Below are 14,171 nucleotides of genomic sequence, written 5' to 3' on the forward strand. Positions count from 1 at the left end.
CGACGGGTCTGGAATCATCGTGCACGTGGGCCGATTTTCGCCGGGATGTGGGCCGTGACGCGGTATGCGGCGTTCCTGCGCGGGGTCAACGTCGGCGGGGTGAACCTGAAGATGGCCGCCGTCGCGCACACTCTGGAGGCCGCCGGGTTCACCGACGTGACGACGATCCTGGCCAGCGGCAACGTGCTGTTGAGTACCCGCGGAGGCGCCGCCGCGGCGCGGCAGCGGGCCGAGCGGGCGCTGCGCGACGAGTTCGGTTACGACGCCTGGGTGCTGGTCTACGACCTGGACTCCGTCGCCGCGATCTCGGCCGCGTTCCCGTTCGAGCGGGAGGTGCCCGAGCACCACTCCTACGTCACGTTCGTCAGCGACGACGACGTGTTCGGCGAGCTGTCCGGGCTGGCGCGCCGGCCCGCCCCCGACGAGCTGATCCAGCCGGGCGACGGCGTCGTGTACTGGCAGGTGCCGCGGGCCGCGTCCGTCACCAGCACGATGGGCAAGACGATGGGCGCCAAGAGGTACCGGTCCTCGACGACCACGCGCAACCTGCGCACCATCGACAAGATCCTGCGCAGTTGACGCGGGGCGGAACAGGAGAGCTCATGGAACCCGGCGACAAGCCCAACGGCAAACACGACGCCGCCGACGTCACCGGCGTCTCGGAGACCGCGCTGCTGACGCTGCTGGTCCGCGCGACCGAGGCCAGGCGCCCCGACGCGCTGCTCAAGGATCCGATGGCGATCCACCTGGTGGACTCCATCGACTTCGACTTCGCCAAGTTCGGCTTTGTGCGGCGCCAGGATATGTCGTTGCGCTCGTTGGCATTCGACAAACAGACCAGCCGCTACCTGCACGACCATCCGAAGGCCACGGTGGTGGCGCTGGCCGAGGGGCTGCAGACCAGTTTCTACCGGCTCGACGCGCAACCCGGCATCAGCCACGACTTCCGCTGGCTGACCGTCGATCTGCCCCCGATGATCGAGCTGCGCCGCAAACTGCTTCCGGCATCCGACCGGGTGCGCATGCTCGCGCAGTCCGCGCTCGACTTCAGCTGGATGGACCAGGTCGACCCGAGTGAGGGCGTGTTCATCACCGCCGAGGGGCTGCTGATGTACCTGCAACCCGAGGAGTCGATGGGCCTGATCACCGAGTGCGCGGCCCGGTTCCCGGGCGGGCGGATGATGTTCGACCTGCCGCCGGCGGGCTTCGCCCCACTGGTGCGCCGCGGTATGCGCGCGTCGCGCCGCTACAAGGTGCCGCCGATGCCGTTCACGATGTCGGTCGCCGAGGCCGCCGACCTGGTCAACACCGTTCCCGGGGTGCGCGCCGTCCACGACGTGCCTGCCGAACACGCGCGCGGCCGGGTGCTCAACGCGCTGCTGTGGACCGCACAGCGGGTGCCGCTGCTCGATCCGTTCCGGCCCATGTTCACACTGCTCGAGTTCGGCTGACCGGCCGCGCCGGGCGGATTACCCCGCTCAGCCGAAAGCCGTCTCGATGTATTTGAGCGCCTCCCCCTTGTCGACCCCGAGCGCACGTGCCGCGGACACGTAGGTGTGCGCCGCGGTCGCCATCGCCGCATCAGCCGGGTCCGAACGCGCGACGAAGGTGCCGAAGCGTCCCCTCGTCTCCAGAATCCCCGCCGCTTCCAACTCCCGGTACGCCCGCGCCACGGTGTTCACTGCCAGGTTGATCTGACCCGCCAGTTCGCGGACCGTCGGGAGCCGGGTGCCGGGCGTGAGCCTGCCTTCCCGAATACCCCCGATGATCTGCGTTCTGAGCTGGTCAAACAGCGGCCTGGCAGCGTGCGGATCAACGCGTACCCAATCCCCCAACTCGGCCACGTGCCCAGTATCACCCACAGCCGCTAATTTGGGGGTGTGCAGGTGACGGTATTCAGCGGTGCGGGGATCTCCGCCGAGAGCGGTGTCCCGACGTTCCGTGACGTCGAGACCGGCTTGTGGGCCAAGGTCGACCCGTACGAGATCTCCAGCGCCGAGGGCTGGCGGGCGCACCCGGACCGGGTGTGGGCGTGGTATCTGTGGCGCCATCACATGATGAGCGCCGTGGCGCCGAACAACGCGCACCGGGCGGTCGCGGCATGGCAGGACTACGCCGACGTGCACGTGGTCACCCAGAACGTCGACAACCTGCACGAACGTGCGGGCAGTACCCGGGTCCACCACGTGCACGGCAGCCTTTTCGAGTTCCACTGCGACCGGTGCGGGACCGCCTACACCGGCGAGGTGCCCGCGATGGCCGAGCCGGTGGAGTCCGTCGCGCCTCCGACCTGTGAGGTGTGCGGCGGACTGATCAGGCCCAACGTGGTGTGGTTCGGGGAGGCGCTGCCCGACGACGCATGGGAGAAATCGGTCGCCGCGGTGGTCAACGCCGACCTGGTCGTGGTGGTCGGGACGTCGTCGGTGGTATACCCGGCGGCCGGACTGCCCGAGCTGGCGGTGGCCAACGGCACGCCCGTCATCGAGGTCAACCCCGAGCCGACCCCGCTGTCGGCCAGCGCCACGGTGACCCTCCGGGAGAAGGCGGCCGCGGCGCTGCCCGGGCTGCTGCAGCGCCTGCCCGCGCTGCTGGATTAGGGACGGACCGCCACCCCGAGCGCGAACTCGGCCGTGGGCACCGGCACCCACGCCGGGAACGCCCACACCCGGCGGGCTCCGGTGACCCGGAAGCCGGCGGCGGTGATGGTCTTTTCGGTGTCCCTGTGCGTGTGGCAGTTGCCCAACAGTCGCGGCCACACGGTGGCGTCGGCGAAGCGCTGCAGCCGGGCCCGGGGCCCGGTCGAGGCGATGTGTTCCAGGTAGCGCAGCTCCCCACCCGGTCGCAGCATGGAGAATAGTTGCGCCACAACCGATTCCGGGTCCCTGACCGAGCACAGCACCAGTGAGCACACCACCGCGTCGAACGGTTCGGCGCCGGCGTACTCTTCGACGGTCTCGGTGCCGACGGCGATCGGCACCGCGGCGCGGTCGGCGGCCTCTTGCGCGGCCGCGGCGAGCCTGTGTTCGGGTTCGACGGCCACCACCTCGGTCACCGTGTCGGGATAGAACGCGAAGTTGCTTCCCGTGCCTGCGCCGACCTCCAGTACCCGACCGGTCAGCCCGGCAAGGTTGTCCCGGCGCATCGCGCGCAGGTTCTCGGGTTCGCGTGCGGCCATCGCCGTCCACACCCGCGCGAAGAACGGGTTATCCACGCTGTCGCTCATCCACCGCCTCCTTCAGCCAACCCATGATGTCCTGCGGCGAATCCTCCGGCCGGATCGCCGCGGACACCACGTGGCCGCAGCACACCGCCCGCATCAGACTGTCGGCGAACTGCTCCACGTCGCCCCAGGGTAGATAGGGCCGGGAGATGAGCATCGCGGCGATCCCGTGCACGGCGGTCCACAGCTGCAGGGCCAGTATCGTCGGGTCCCCCGGCGGGTAGATCCCCTCTGAGATCAACGCCTGCACCGTCGCGCGCAGGTGTGCGAACGCCGAACTGTTCAACGCGACGTCGACGTCGCTGCCGGGACTGCCCGGACCCAGCATCGCGATCCGGTACAGCACAGGCGTTTTCATCGCGAACGACAGATAGGCCATGCCCTGGGCGCGCAGCACGTCCAGCGCAGGCACGGACGCCTCGGCCGCGGCCTGCATCTCCTCGTCGAGCTTCTCGAAGTAGTGGCTGCACACCGCGTTCAGCAACGCGGTCTTGTCGGCGAAGTGCAGGTAGATAGACGGCGGTGTCACCCCGACCCGTTCGGCGACCGCCCGGATCGACACCGCCTTCTCGTCCCCGCTCTCGAGCAGCAGTTCGGTGGCGGCGTCGAGGATCTCGTCGTGCAGCTGCTCGCCGGCGCCGCGCGGTGCGCGGTGTCGACGCCGTCGTGGCGCGCTGGTCTCAGTCATTCTCGTTCCCGGTCGCAACCCGTTCCCCGGGCTTGCGTGCGGCGGGGACCTCGACGTCCCCCAGCGTCTCACTGAACCCGATCCGTTCGTGCAGTTTCACCAACGGTTTCGGCGCCCACCAGTTCCAGCGACCGAGCATGTGCATGAACGTGGGCACCAGAAGCATGCGCACCAGGGTGGCGTCGGCGAGGATCGCCAGCGTCAGGCCGACGCCGAACATCCGCATGAACGCGACCTTGGCCGCGATCAGCGCGGCGAACGAGATCGACATCACCAGCGCCGCTGCGGTGACGACCCGGCCGGTGCGGGCCAGGCCGAGGGCCACGGCCTCGTCGCTGCGCCGGTGGGCGTCAACGGAACCACCCTCGGCGGACGACCCGCCCGAGGCCAGCCAGTACTCGCGGATGCGCGAGATCAGGAACACCTCGTAGTCCATCGACAGGCCGAAGGCGATGCAGAACAACAACACCGGCATCGTCGCGACGAGCGTTCCGGTCGGTGTGGTGCCGAGCGCTCCGAGATGGCCGTCCTGGAAGATCCACACCAGCGCCCCGAATGCCGCGGTCAGCGACAAGATGTTGAGCACCAACGCTTTCAGTGGCAGCACCACACTGCCGGTGAGCAGGAACAGCAGCACGAACGTGATGACCGCGATCACCGACAGCACCAGGGGCAGCCGGGAGGTGATGGCGTCGGAGCTGTCGCGGTTGATCTGGGCCAGGCCGGTCAACAGCACGTCCTGGCCTTCGGGCGGGGCGATGTCGTGCAGCCCGTCGAGCTGCCTCTCCGAGGCGTCGGTGAACAGCGGCGCGGTGCTGGTGACGGTGAGAAATGCGCTGCCGTCGGCGATCCCGGTGGGCGACGACGGTGGACCCACCGTGACGCCGCCGACGAAGGTGCCGCCGGGCGCCGACACCGACGACACGTCCGGGACGCGGGACAGTTCGGCGGCGTAGCCGTCGATGGCATCGGGCGGCAGGCCTTCGGCGTCCGGCAGCACCACGACGACGTTGTTGGAGGAGTCGACGGCGAAGTCCGTGCGCATGTCGTCACCGACCTGGCGCGCCGATGCGGTGTCCGGCAACACGCGGTCGTCGGGGAATCCCCAGTTCGCACCGAGGAACGGCGCGCCGAGCAGGAGCAGCAGCGCGACGACGGCGGTGCCGATCGGGATCGAGCGCCGCATCACGAATTTCGTGGAGCGGTACCAGAACATCTGCTCGATCTGCTTGGGCGCCGGCTCGGGCCGGTGCAACACCCGCCGGATCAGCTTGCGGACGTCCATCGAGTCGAGTCTGTCGCCGGCCAGTGCGATCGCCGCGGGTGCGACCACGATCGCGGCCACGGCGGCGAAGCCGACGACGGCGATGCCCGCGTAGGCGAACGACTTCAGGAAGTACATCGGGAACAGGATCATCGCGACCATCGACAGCGCGACGGTCAGCGCCGAGAACAGCACGGTGCGGCCGGCGGTCATCATGGTGCGCACCAGGGCGGTGTCGCGGTCGTGTCCGTCCGCCAGTTCGTCGCGGTAGCGACTGATGATCAGCAGGGTGTAGTCGATCGCCAGCGCCAGCCCCATCGCGATGGACAGGTTCAGCGCGAAGATCGACACGTCGGTGACCAAGGTGACCGCGCGCAGCACCGCCATCGATCCGAGGATCGCGAACGCGCCGACGGCCAGCGGCAGTGCGGCCGCGAGCAGGCCGCCGAACACCCACACCAGCACGACGAAGCTCAGCGGAATCGCGATCGACTCCATCATCAGCAGATCTTTTTCGGTCTGCGCGTTGATCTGGACGTAGGTCATCGCGACGCCCCCGGCGCGCACGGTGACCTCGCCGCGGTCGTGGACCAGCTCGTCGGACAGCGCCTTGGCGTGCTTCTGCGCCTCGCTCTCCCCGCCGGTGATCCCGGCGACGATCAGACCGGTCTTCCCGTCCTTGCTCAGCAGTGCCGCGGCCGCCGACGGTTCCGCCGTCCACGGCGAGATCACCGACGCCACGTGCGGGGACGCATCGAGACGGCGGGCGAGGTCGGTGCCGACGGCCTGCGCGGCGGGGCTGTCGGCGCCCTGGTCGTCGGTGACGCTGATCAGCAGCTCCATGTCGCCCTGGTCGAACTTGTCGACCAGCAGTCCGGTGGCGCGCGCGGACTCCGACGTCGGGTCCTGGAAGCCCCCCGCCGACAGGTGTCCCACCACCGGCGCGCCGAAGATTCCGCAGGCCACGGTGATCAGCAGCGCAGCGACGAGGACGCGGCGCGGTGCCGCGATGGCTAACAGAGCGATGCGATGAAGCACTGACGTTCCCCCCTGGATATCGCCGCTAAGTTATCATCGGTAAGTTACGGGGTCAATGCCGGGACACCGATGAGTTTTCGGCTGTCCGCCGGTCAGTCCGGTCATGAATGAGAGCCCCACACGACAGTCCGCCCGCCCACCCGGTTCGGAAGCGGCCGGCGACAGTCGCGCCATCGACCTTGGCCTGTTGATCCTGCGCCTCGGGATCGGCGCGGCGGTACTTCAGGCCGGCCTGATCAAGGTCACCGATTTCTCGATGACGACCCAGTTCATGGCCGACGCCGACTGGCGACTGCCGGGTTTCGCCGCGGCGATGGTCAGCGCCACCGAGATCCTCGGCGGCCTGGCACTGCTGCTCGGCGTGCTCACCCCGCTGGCCGGGTGCGCGGCACTCGGCGCGATGCTGTGCGCCTGGGCGGTCAACGTCTCGGGGGCGGCGTTCTGGTCCGAACCCTTCAACGTGCCGTTCCTGCTCGGACTGGGCGCGGCCACGATGATCTTCACCGGGGCGGGCAGGTACTCGATCGACGGCCTCGTCCCGGGCCGGGTCGCCTGGCCGGTGCGGGTCCGCGTGCTACTGGTGGCGCTCGCGTTCGTGGTGGCGGTGGCGACCTGGGTGGCGCTCTACGGCGTCAATCCGATCCACTTCACCGCGCCGCAGGCGCCGTGAGGGCTACTGGCCGGTAACCCGCGAACCTACCCGGCGGTAAGAATTGCCACAGTTTTCCGATAGCAGGCTCAAAGATTCCTTAGAGCCCGTGGTTACTGTTCAGTACATGTGGATCGACGACACCAACGCTGATGTCATCAAAGTTGATTTCGAGGCTCTCTACCACGGCGATGTCCTGGTGGAAGGGCTGACCTCGGAGCAGCTCGACGACGAGCAGGCCCTACCCACCGCAGTGTGAAAGAACGCGCGCCCTCCCGGGCGCGCGTTCCTCCGTCTGCGGGTTTGCCCGACGCCCGGGCACCTCTGGCGGATCCGAGGTGCTCTCGAGCGTCCGGCGCTCACACCCGTTCTGCTGCGGGCTCGACCATCCCGGCCAGGCGGCCGGTGATCAGGCCCTCGGCCTCGGCGACGATCCGGGCCAACAGATCGCCGACGGTCGGAATGTCGTTGATCAGGCCCATCGCCGTACCGACGGTCCAGATGCCGGCGTCGATGTCGCCGTCGTCGAACACCTTGCGGCCGCGCACGCCGGCCACCAGATCCTTGACGTCCTCGAACTGACCGCCGTCCTTGAGGATCTGCACCACCTCACGCGAGACCACGTTGGACGCCACCCGCGCGGTGTTGTGCAGGCTGCGGAAGATCAGCTCCGTGCCCCGCTCGTCACCGGCGACGATGGCTTCCTTGACGTTCTGGTGGATGCAGGACTCCACAGTGCACATGAAGCGCGAACCCATGTTCACCCCGTCGGCACCGAGTGCCAGCGCCGCGGCCAGACCGCGACCGTCGGCGAACCCGCCGGAGGCGATCATCGGGATCTCGATCTTGTCGGCGGCCGCCGGGATCAGCACCAGGCCCGGGACGTCGTCCTCACCCGGATGCCCCGCGCACTCGAAACCGTCGATGCTGATGCCGTCGACACCCAACGACTGCGCCTTCACCCCGTGCCGCACCGAAGTGCACTTGTGCAGCACCTTGATGCCGTTGTCATGGAACATCGGCAGATGCGGCGCCGGGTTCGAGCCCGCGGTCTCGACGATCTTGATGCCCGAGTCGACGATGACCTGCCGGTACTCGTCGTACGGCGGCGGGTTGATCGACGGCAGAATCGTCAGGTTCACCCCGAACGGCTTGTCCGTCAGATCCCGCGTCCTGGCGATTTCGTTGGCCAGATCAGCCGGTGTCGGCTGGGTCAGCGCGGTGATGAATCCCAGTGCGCCCGCATTGGCAACGGCCGCAACCAGTTCCGCGCGACCGACCCACTGCATACCGCCCTGGGCGATCGGGTGCTCGACACCGAAGACCTCGGTGAACTTCGTCCTGAGCGTCACCCGATCACCTCGGGGCCATACGGATAGCGCCGTCCAAGCGGATCGTCTCGCCGTTGAGCATCGGGTTCTCCACGATGTGCACGGCCAGTGCGCCGTACTCGTCCGGGTCACCGAGGCGGGCCGGGTGCGGCACCTGCTTGCCCAGCGAGTCCTGCGCCTCCTGCGGCAGCGAGCCCAGCAGCGGGGTCTTGAACAGGCCCGGCGCGATGGTGCAGACGCGGATGAACTCGCGCGACAGGTCACGCGCGATCGGCAGGGTCATGCCGACGACGCCGCCCTTGGACGCCGAGTACGCGGCCTGCCCGATCTGGCCCTCGAACGCGGCCACCGACGCGGTGTTGATGATGACGCCGCGCTCACCGTTGATCGGTTCGGTCTTGGCCATGCGCTCGGCGCTCAGCCGCAGCACGTTGAAGGTGCCGATCAGGTTGACCTGCACGACCTTCGTGAACCCGTCGAGCGGGAACGGGCCGTCCTTGCCCAGCGTCTTGGCGGCGTTGCCGATGCCCGCGCAGTTGACGTTGATGCGCAGCGGGCCGAACTCCTCGGCGGCGTCCAGCGCGGCGCTCACCTGCTCCGGATCGGTGACATTGGCCTCGACGAACTTGGCCCGCGGACCCAGCTCGGCGACGACATCGGAACCCTTGAGGTCGATCACCACGACCGAGGCACCCCGGTCGAGCAGTCGCTTCGTCGTGGCCAGACCGAGCCCGGAGGCACCTCCGGTCACGACGGCGGCGGCGTCTTTGATCTCCACAGATCTGTTTCCTTCCTGTCTTGGTGGTGCTCTAAACCCATTCCTGCAGAACAGCTTCGGTGTCCGCGCCCGGCACGCCCGGCGCCTTGGGGGCCGCCGGGACGCTGCGCGAGAACCGCGGCGCGGGCGCCGGGTACAGGGAACCGTTCTCGGTGTAGAAGGTGTCGCGTTCGGTGTTGTGCGGCTCCGACTCGACCTCGGCGAACGACAGCACCGGGGTGACGCAGGCGTCGGTGCCGGCGAACACCTTCGCCCAGTGGTCGCGGTCGTGGGCGACGAAGGCCTTGGTGAACACCTCGCGCAGCTCCGGCCAGCGGCTCATGTCGTTCTGGTCGGGCAGGTCCGCCGGATCCAGGCCGAGGCCGGCCAACAGCTGGGCGTAGAACTGCGGCTCGATCGCGCCGACCGCGACGTGGCGGCCGTCGGCGCAGGTGTAGGTGTCGTAGTACGGCGCGCCGGTGTCGAGCATGTTCACCCCGCGCTCGTCGCTCCACATCCCCATACCGCGGAACGACCACATCATCATCGACAGCACGCTGGCGCCGTCGACCATCGCGGCATCGACGACCTGGCCCTTGCCCGAGCGCTCCCGCTCGTAGAGCGCCGAGAGCACGCCGACGAGCAGGAACATCGAGCCGCCACCGAAGTCGCCGACCAGGTTGAGCGGCGGCACCGGGCGTTCACCCGCACGGCCGATCGCGTGCAGCGCGCCGTTGAGCGAGATGTAGTTGATGTCGTGGCCGGCCTGCTGAGCGCGCGGGCCGTCCTGCCCCCAGCCGGTCATCCGCGCGTAGATCAGCTTGTCGTTGACCTTGGCGCAGTCCTCGGGGCCCAGGCCCAGGCGCTCGGTGACGCCGGGCCGGAAGCCCTCGATCAGCACGTCGGCCTTGGCGATCAGCCGCAGGACCATCTCGCGGTCCTCTTCGCTCTTCAGGTTCGCCGCGACCGATCGCCGGTTGCGCAGCAGGTAGTCGCCGCCCGGTTTGGTCGCCGGGCCGGGGCCCTTGCCGGGGCGTTCGATGCGCACGACGTCGGCGCCGAGATCGCCGAGAATCATTGCCGCGTGCGGCCCAGGGCCGATGCCGGCCAGTTCCACGACTCGAAGTCCCTGTAGTGGTCCAGCCATGCCTAAGCGCCCTTCGTCAGAATCGTTCGGTTGACCGCCGACATAGCTTACTTGTATAACCAAGTCGGACCGCCACGGGGCTTCAGCTGTCGGGAAGGCCCAGATCAAGGGGACGCACATGACCACGACCGACCCGCACACCGACGCCTACGAGGGCATCGACGACCTCACCGTCGGGCTGGAGGGCGGCGTTCTGAGCGTCACCCTGAACCGGCCCGACAGCCTGAACTCGCTCACCGCGCCGATGCTGCAGACGTTCGCCTCGACCCTGGAGCGCGCCGCGAGCGACCCCCGGGTGCGGGTCGTGCGCATCGGCGGCGCCGGCCGCGGCTTCTGCTCGGGCGCGGGCATCAGCGAAGAGGACCATGCCAACCCGGGCGCTTCGGGCACCCCGGCCGACGTGCTCGACGCGGCCAACCGCTGCATCCGCGCGATCGCCGCCCTGCCCCAGCCCGCGGTCGCCTGCGTGCAAGGCGCGGCGGCGGGCGTGGGCGTCTCGCTGGCGCTGGCCTGCGATGTCGTACTCGCTTCGGAGAGGGCGTTTTTCATGCTCGCCTTCACCAAGATCGGCCTGATGCCCGACGGCGGGGCCTCGGCGCTGATCGCCGCCGCTGTGGGCCGAATCCGCGCGATGCGGATGGCGCTGCTGGCCGAACGGATCCCCGCGGACGAGGCGTACGGGTGGGGCCTGGTCAGCGCGGTGTACCCGGCCGCCGACTTCGACGCCGAGGTCGACAAGGTGGTCGACACGCTGGTGTCCGGACCCGCGGTGGCTCTGCGCAAGACCAAGAACGCGATCAACGCCGCGACGCTGTTCGAGCTCGACGGCGCCCTCGAGCTGGAGAAGACCGGGCAGCTGATCCTGTTGGAGTCCGCCGATTTCCGCGAGGGCACCAAGGCCTTCCAGCAACGGCGGGCCGCGAACTTCACCGACTCCTGAGTGATCCCGGTGTAGTTGTTCAACGTCAGCGTGGCCAACTACACCGAAATCGCCTGAGGCGTCCCAGGATCCACCCACGGCGCAGATACGCGGCGTCGCGACGACGCGGCGTAGTCGCCAGCAGGCCGGGCTGCGCGCAGCGTGCCCGAAACCCCGCCATCCGGACCTCGAGATCGCTCCGCCCCCGGGATGCCGTCCGGGGCGTATTCGAGAGCCACCGAACCCCGACCGCAAGTCGCGCTTTCGCTTGCACCTCGCGCCTCTCCCCTCGCACCCCGAACATTGACGACACAAGGAATGACGGCCTAAAGTCTGATTTGCAGAAAGCATTTCCCCATTACGGAAGTATCGAGAGCTCACGAAGAAAGGGGATGTAGTGCGCATCCGACACCTTGGAATCGTTGTGAAGGATCTCGAAACGACTGCCGAGTTCTACCAGAACGTCCTCGGCTTCACCCGCCTCGGCGATATCCGCACCCCTGGCCACTACCCGGGCAACGCACTCGATCTCAGCGACGGTGAGGTCAACTACTCGCTGCTGCAGCCCAACGAGGACATCAAGCGGTCTGAGTGGACCTACGGAGCCATGGGGCCCAACCACATCGGCGTAACCATCGAGGACACCGGCACCGTCGTTGCGGCCCTGAAGGAGCGCGGGATCGAGGTGTACGGCGCCGAACAGGCTGACCCGCCACGCTTCTTCAAGTTCCGCGACCCCGATGGCGTCGAGGTGGACGTCGCCACGCCCGAGCGCGGTTGGAAGTTCTGACCGAGGCGAACCCCGGCGCCGTTCATCGGCGCCCGAGGTTCGACTGAGCCATGAGCGTGTTTTCGGGGCGCACATTGCCGCCGTGGTGGTTCGGGGGAACCATGGCCGCGATCTTTCTGCTTCAGGTCGCAGTCACACTGGCCCGCCCCGTATCGACCTACCGAATGCTGGCGCTGGATGCGGGCGGTACCGCGCTGGGCGTAGCCGCCGGATGCTTCGCGCTGCCCCCCATGCTGCTGGCGGTCGGCTTCGGCCGGTGGTCTGAAAAGCACCATCCTGCTTTGCTTCTCGGCTTCGGACTGGCAGTAGCTGCCGGCGCGTCGTTCGCGCTCGTCCTGGCTGAGTCGGTACTGAACATCGCTTTGGCCACCACCGCGCTGGGGATCGGGCACATGTCGGGCACCATCGGCGCCCAGAGCCTGATGGCTCAGTCTCAGAGCACACTGTCGCGCATCAACAGGTTCGGCATGTTGACCACATTCTCGGCGCTGGGTCAGATCGTGGGACCCGTTACCGGCGGCGTAATCATCGGACACTCCGATCAGCCCAGCCTCGACGCCACCTCATCTGCGCTGCTTGTGGCCGGATGGGTGTTCGTGGCGGGTATACCCGCGGCAATTCTCGCCTGGCGCAGTAGGATTCAGCGATCGACCATCCGAACCGGGCCAGCCCAACGGGTATGGCATCTGTTGCATCGGCGGGGCATGCCCGCGGCACTAATGACAAGTTTCTCCGCCAAGAGCGGTATCGACCTGTTGCTGGTCTACCTACCACTGCTCGGTGCCGCGGTCGGACTCACCCCCTCTCACGTCGGGCTGCTCTTGGGCATCAGTTCGACTGGGGCGGTCTTGGCGCGGGCGGCCACACCGGCATTCGTGCAGCGGGTCCCCACCTTGCGCCTGACCGTCGGCGCAACGGCAGTGGCTTCAGCATGCATGCTGCTCCTTGCGTTTTCGAGCAGCATGTTCGTGTTGGTCATCGCAATGGGGGTACTCGGCTTTGCGCTCGGCCTGTCGCAGACCACAACGATGGACTGGGTGGTCAATTTGGTCGACAAGACGAGTCGCGGATCCGCACTCGGGCTACGCGTGGCAACCAACCGCCTCGGCCAAACCTTCGTCCTGGTTGCTGCGGGCGCAGTGTCCGGATGGCTGGGCGTCCGGATGGCTTTCGTCATGCTTGCGGTGGTCATGCTCAGCACCGCGGCGTCCGGTTTGGTGAGCGAACGAGGAGAACGCGGCGACGCCAACGGCTGAAAACGATTCAGCGGAAACCGGTTCCGCCGCGACCCGGCGGGGCGGACTATCCGGCCAGGCCCTCAGCGATTGTCGAGTTCATCAGCTCACCGATGCGGTCGATGCGCTGCGGGTCCAGACGACTCGACGGCGCCGCCACAGCGATAGCAGCCGGCCGGCTCGATCACGGAACGCCACCGCCACCGACCCGACATCGTCCTCGGTCTCCCCCGAGTTGACGGCATAGCCACGCGAGCGCGCTTCCGCAATCTCGTTCAAGAGTTCGGCCTGCGTGGTGATCGAGCGCGCGGTGCGCGCCACGAACGGCTCTGCCGACAATGGATACAGTGCGGTCAGCTCCTGATCCGTCAACAAAGACAGGAGTGCCTTGCCCAGCGATGCGCAATGCGCAGGCACCAAGGTGCCGGTACGCGCGACCACACGCAACGCCCGTTCCGATTCCACCGCATCGACGTAGCGAACCTCGTTTCCTTCGAGCACACCGAGGTGGACGGTTTCGCCGAGTTTGGCGTTCAACTTTTCCATCGCCGGACGGGCCTGCTTGCGAACGTTCAACGAACTCACGACCGCTAAACCGACCTCAACGAGCGCAGGGCCCGCCACATATGCGCGCGTGACCGGTTCCTGCTGCACGAACCCGTGGTGAGCCAGCATCGCCAGCAGCCGGTGCGCCGTGGAGTGTGCAACGCCGAGGTACTTACATGCGTCGGTCAACCGCACCCGCTGTTGCTCGCGAAACAACAACAACAGCAACAGCGCATTGTTCACCGAAGCGATCGGATAGGCGGGACCCGTTTCGCCGTCCGACCTGGCTTTCTGCATAGAAGAAAGCCTACCCATCCATCGATGGGTAACTCCGGCAGGACTGGCCGAAAACGTGGTGCTTGACCCACCGCGAAATGCGTCCCATTTGCCATATCAAGAATCTGTTTCTACTAAGAAGACATCGCATCGCAACACGCCTCCGGCTGCATCCAAGCTGCTACGCCACCCCCTCGCCGCCCTCTCAACCCGAAGGAACATCAGATGGCACGGCCAACGAAGACCTTGACTGTCGCTGCCGCAGCACTTGCGCTGGCGGTGCCCGCCTGTGGCAGCAGCGGCTCGGACAA

The 14,171-nt window shown here is 67.7% G+C and carries 16 protein-coding genes; 8 read left to right on the forward strand and 8 right to left on the reverse strand.

What is annotated here, in order from left to right; all coding sequences use genetic code 11:
- Window positions 1–54 precede the first annotated feature (54 nt).
- The gene (locus C6A87_RS20980) at window positions 55–579 is read left to right on the forward strand and encodes a DUF1697 domain-containing protein (protein ID WP_311118025.1); all 525 of its coding nucleotides are present in this window, start codon (window positions 55–57) and stop codon (window positions 577–579) included.
- A gap of 23 nt (window positions 580–602) precedes the next feature.
- Window positions 603–1,451, forward strand: a complete 849-nt coding sequence (locus C6A87_RS20985; RefSeq protein WP_311114020.1) for a class I SAM-dependent methyltransferase — start codon at window positions 603–605, stop codon at window positions 1,449–1,451.
- A 27-nt stretch (window positions 1,452–1,478) separates the two neighbouring features.
- Here C6A87_RS20985 and C6A87_RS20990 read toward each other — a convergent pair whose 3' ends face one another.
- Window positions 1,479–1,844 carry a GntR family transcriptional regulator gene (locus C6A87_RS20990; RefSeq protein ID WP_311114021.1) on the reverse strand — a complete coding sequence of 122 codons (366 nt, stop codon included), beginning with the start codon at window positions 1,842–1,844 and terminating at the stop codon, window positions 1,479–1,481.
- 36 nt (window positions 1,845–1,880) lie between these two features.
- Here C6A87_RS20990 and C6A87_RS20995 point away from each other — a divergent pair, with 36 nt between their 5' ends.
- Complete coding sequence (locus tag C6A87_RS20995) at window positions 1,881–2,597, forward strand: NAD-dependent deacylase (RefSeq protein WP_311114022.1); 717 nt, start codon at window positions 1,881–1,883, stop codon at window positions 2,595–2,597.
- Here the strand turns inward: C6A87_RS20995 and C6A87_RS21000 are convergent.
- The 3 genes from C6A87_RS21000 to C6A87_RS21010 are packed head-to-tail and all read right to left on the reverse strand — an operon-like array spanning window position 2,594 to window position 6,210.
- Window positions 2,594–3,223 (reverse strand): class I SAM-dependent methyltransferase, encoded by a 630-nt coding sequence (locus C6A87_RS21000; protein WP_311114023.1) that lies wholly within the window; start codon window positions 3,221–3,223, stop codon window positions 2,594–2,596. The two genes, C6A87_RS20995 and C6A87_RS21000, sit on opposite strands and share 4 nt — an antisense overlap.
- On the reverse strand, window positions 3,204–3,908 hold the full coding sequence (locus tag C6A87_RS21005) for a TetR/AcrR family transcriptional regulator (RefSeq protein WP_311114024.1): 705 nt from the start codon (window positions 3,906–3,908) through the stop codon (window positions 3,204–3,206). The genes C6A87_RS21000 and C6A87_RS21005 overlap by 20 nt, the downstream gene beginning before the upstream one ends.
- The gene (locus tag C6A87_RS21010) at window positions 3,901–6,210 is read right to left on the reverse strand and encodes an MMPL family transporter (protein ID WP_311114025.1); all 2,310 of its coding nucleotides are present in this window, start codon (window positions 6,208–6,210) and stop codon (window positions 3,901–3,903) included. Before C6A87_RS21010 ends, C6A87_RS21005 begins: the two co-directional genes overlap by 8 nt.
- A 103-nt stretch (window positions 6,211–6,313) precedes the next feature.
- On the opposite strand from C6A87_RS21010, the gene C6A87_RS21015 reads away from it, so the two are divergent.
- Together C6A87_RS21015 and C6A87_RS21020 are read left to right on the forward strand one after the other, a co-directional pair.
- Entirely contained in the window at window positions 6,314–6,880 is a 567-nt protein-coding gene (locus C6A87_RS21015; protein WP_311114026.1) for a DoxX family protein, read from the forward strand.
- Window positions 6,881–6,986: 106 nt separating this feature from the next.
- A complete protein-coding gene (locus tag C6A87_RS21020; RefSeq protein ID WP_003931151.1) occupies window positions 6,987–7,118 on the forward strand; it encodes a hypothetical protein in 132 nt (43 codons plus the stop codon).
- Between the two features lie 100 nt (window positions 7,119–7,218).
- On the opposite strand, the gene C6A87_RS21025 is transcribed toward C6A87_RS21020, so the two are convergent.
- From C6A87_RS21025 to C6A87_RS21035, 3 genes are read right to left on the reverse strand one after another with little or no spacing between them, the layout of a single operon-like run.
- Window positions 7,219–8,211: a nitronate monooxygenase family protein gene (locus C6A87_RS21025; protein WP_311114027.1), complete on the reverse strand. Its 993-nt coding sequence runs from the start codon at window positions 8,209–8,211 to the stop codon at window positions 7,219–7,221.
- Between the two features lie 4 nt (window positions 8,212–8,215).
- Complete coding sequence (locus tag C6A87_RS21030; protein ID WP_311114028.1) at window positions 8,216–8,968, reverse strand: 3-hydroxyacyl-CoA dehydrogenase; 753 nt, start codon at window positions 8,966–8,968, stop codon at window positions 8,216–8,218.
- A gap of 31 nt (window positions 8,969–8,999) precedes the next feature.
- Window positions 9,000–10,094, reverse strand: coding sequence for a CaiB/BaiF CoA-transferase family protein (locus C6A87_RS21035; protein WP_311114029.1), 1,095 nt, complete (start codon window positions 10,092–10,094; stop codon window positions 9,000–9,002).
- Window positions 10,095–10,212: 118 nt separating this feature from the next.
- Here C6A87_RS21035 and C6A87_RS21040 point away from each other — a divergent pair, with 118 nt between their 5' ends.
- From C6A87_RS21040 to C6A87_RS21050, 3 genes are all read left to right on the forward strand, one after another.
- On the forward strand, window positions 10,213–11,034 hold the full coding sequence (locus tag C6A87_RS21040) for an enoyl-CoA hydratase (RefSeq protein WP_311114030.1): 822 nt from the start codon (window positions 10,213–10,215) through the stop codon (window positions 11,032–11,034).
- Window positions 11,035–11,410: 376 nt separating this feature from the next.
- Window positions 11,411–11,803, forward strand: coding sequence for a VOC family protein (locus C6A87_RS21045; RefSeq protein ID WP_311114031.1), 393 nt, complete (start codon window positions 11,411–11,413; stop codon window positions 11,801–11,803).
- A 50-nt stretch (window positions 11,804–11,853) separates the two neighbouring features.
- Window positions 11,854–13,059, forward strand: coding sequence for an MFS transporter (locus C6A87_RS21050; protein ID WP_311114032.1), 1,206 nt, complete (start codon window positions 11,854–11,856; stop codon window positions 13,057–13,059).
- 81 nt (window positions 13,060–13,140) lie between these two features.
- Here C6A87_RS21050 and C6A87_RS21055 read toward each other — a convergent pair whose 3' ends face one another.
- Entirely contained in the window at window positions 13,141–13,881 is a 741-nt protein-coding gene (locus tag C6A87_RS21055; protein ID WP_311114033.1) for an IclR family transcriptional regulator, read from the reverse strand.
- Window positions 13,882–14,171 lie beyond the last annotated feature (290 nt).

This window comes from Mycobacterium sp. ITM-2016-00317 (genome assembly GCF_002968295.1).
In the GTDB taxonomy this organism is placed as follows: domain Bacteria; phylum Actinomycetota; class Actinomycetes; order Mycobacteriales; family Mycobacteriaceae; genus Mycobacterium.

Coding starts and splice junctions, on each gene's coding strand:
- C6A87_RS20985 (WP_311114020.1), top strand. CDS start 603: ATGGAACCCGGCGACAAGCCCAACGGCAAACACGACGCCGCCGACGTC.
- C6A87_RS21000 (WP_311114023.1), bottom strand. CDS start 3,223: ATGAGCGACAGCGTGGATAACCCGTTCTTCGCGCGGGTGTGGACGGCG.
- C6A87_RS21005 (WP_311114024.1), bottom strand. CDS start 3,908: ATGACTGAGACCAGCGCGCCACGACGGCGTCGACACCGCGCACCGCGC.
- C6A87_RS21015 (WP_311114026.1), top strand. CDS start 6,314: ATGAATGAGAGCCCCACACGACAGTCCGCCCGCCCACCCGGTTCGGAA.
- C6A87_RS21020 (WP_003931151.1), top strand. CDS start 6,987: ATGTGGATCGACGACACCAACGCTGATGTCATCAAAGTTGATTTCGAG.
- C6A87_RS21035 (WP_311114029.1), bottom strand. CDS start 10,094: ATGGCTGGACCACTACAGGGACTTCGAGTCGTGGAACTGGCCGGCATC.
- C6A87_RS21040 (WP_311114030.1), top strand. CDS start 10,213: ATGACCACGACCGACCCGCACACCGACGCCTACGAGGGCATCGACGAC.
- C6A87_RS21050 (WP_311114032.1), top strand. CDS start 11,854: ATGAGCGTGTTTTCGGGGCGCACATTGCCGCCGTGGTGGTTCGGGGGA.
- C6A87_RS21055 (WP_311114033.1), bottom strand. CDS start 13,881: ATGCAGAAAGCCAGGTCGGACGGCGAAACGGGTCCCGCCTATCCGATC.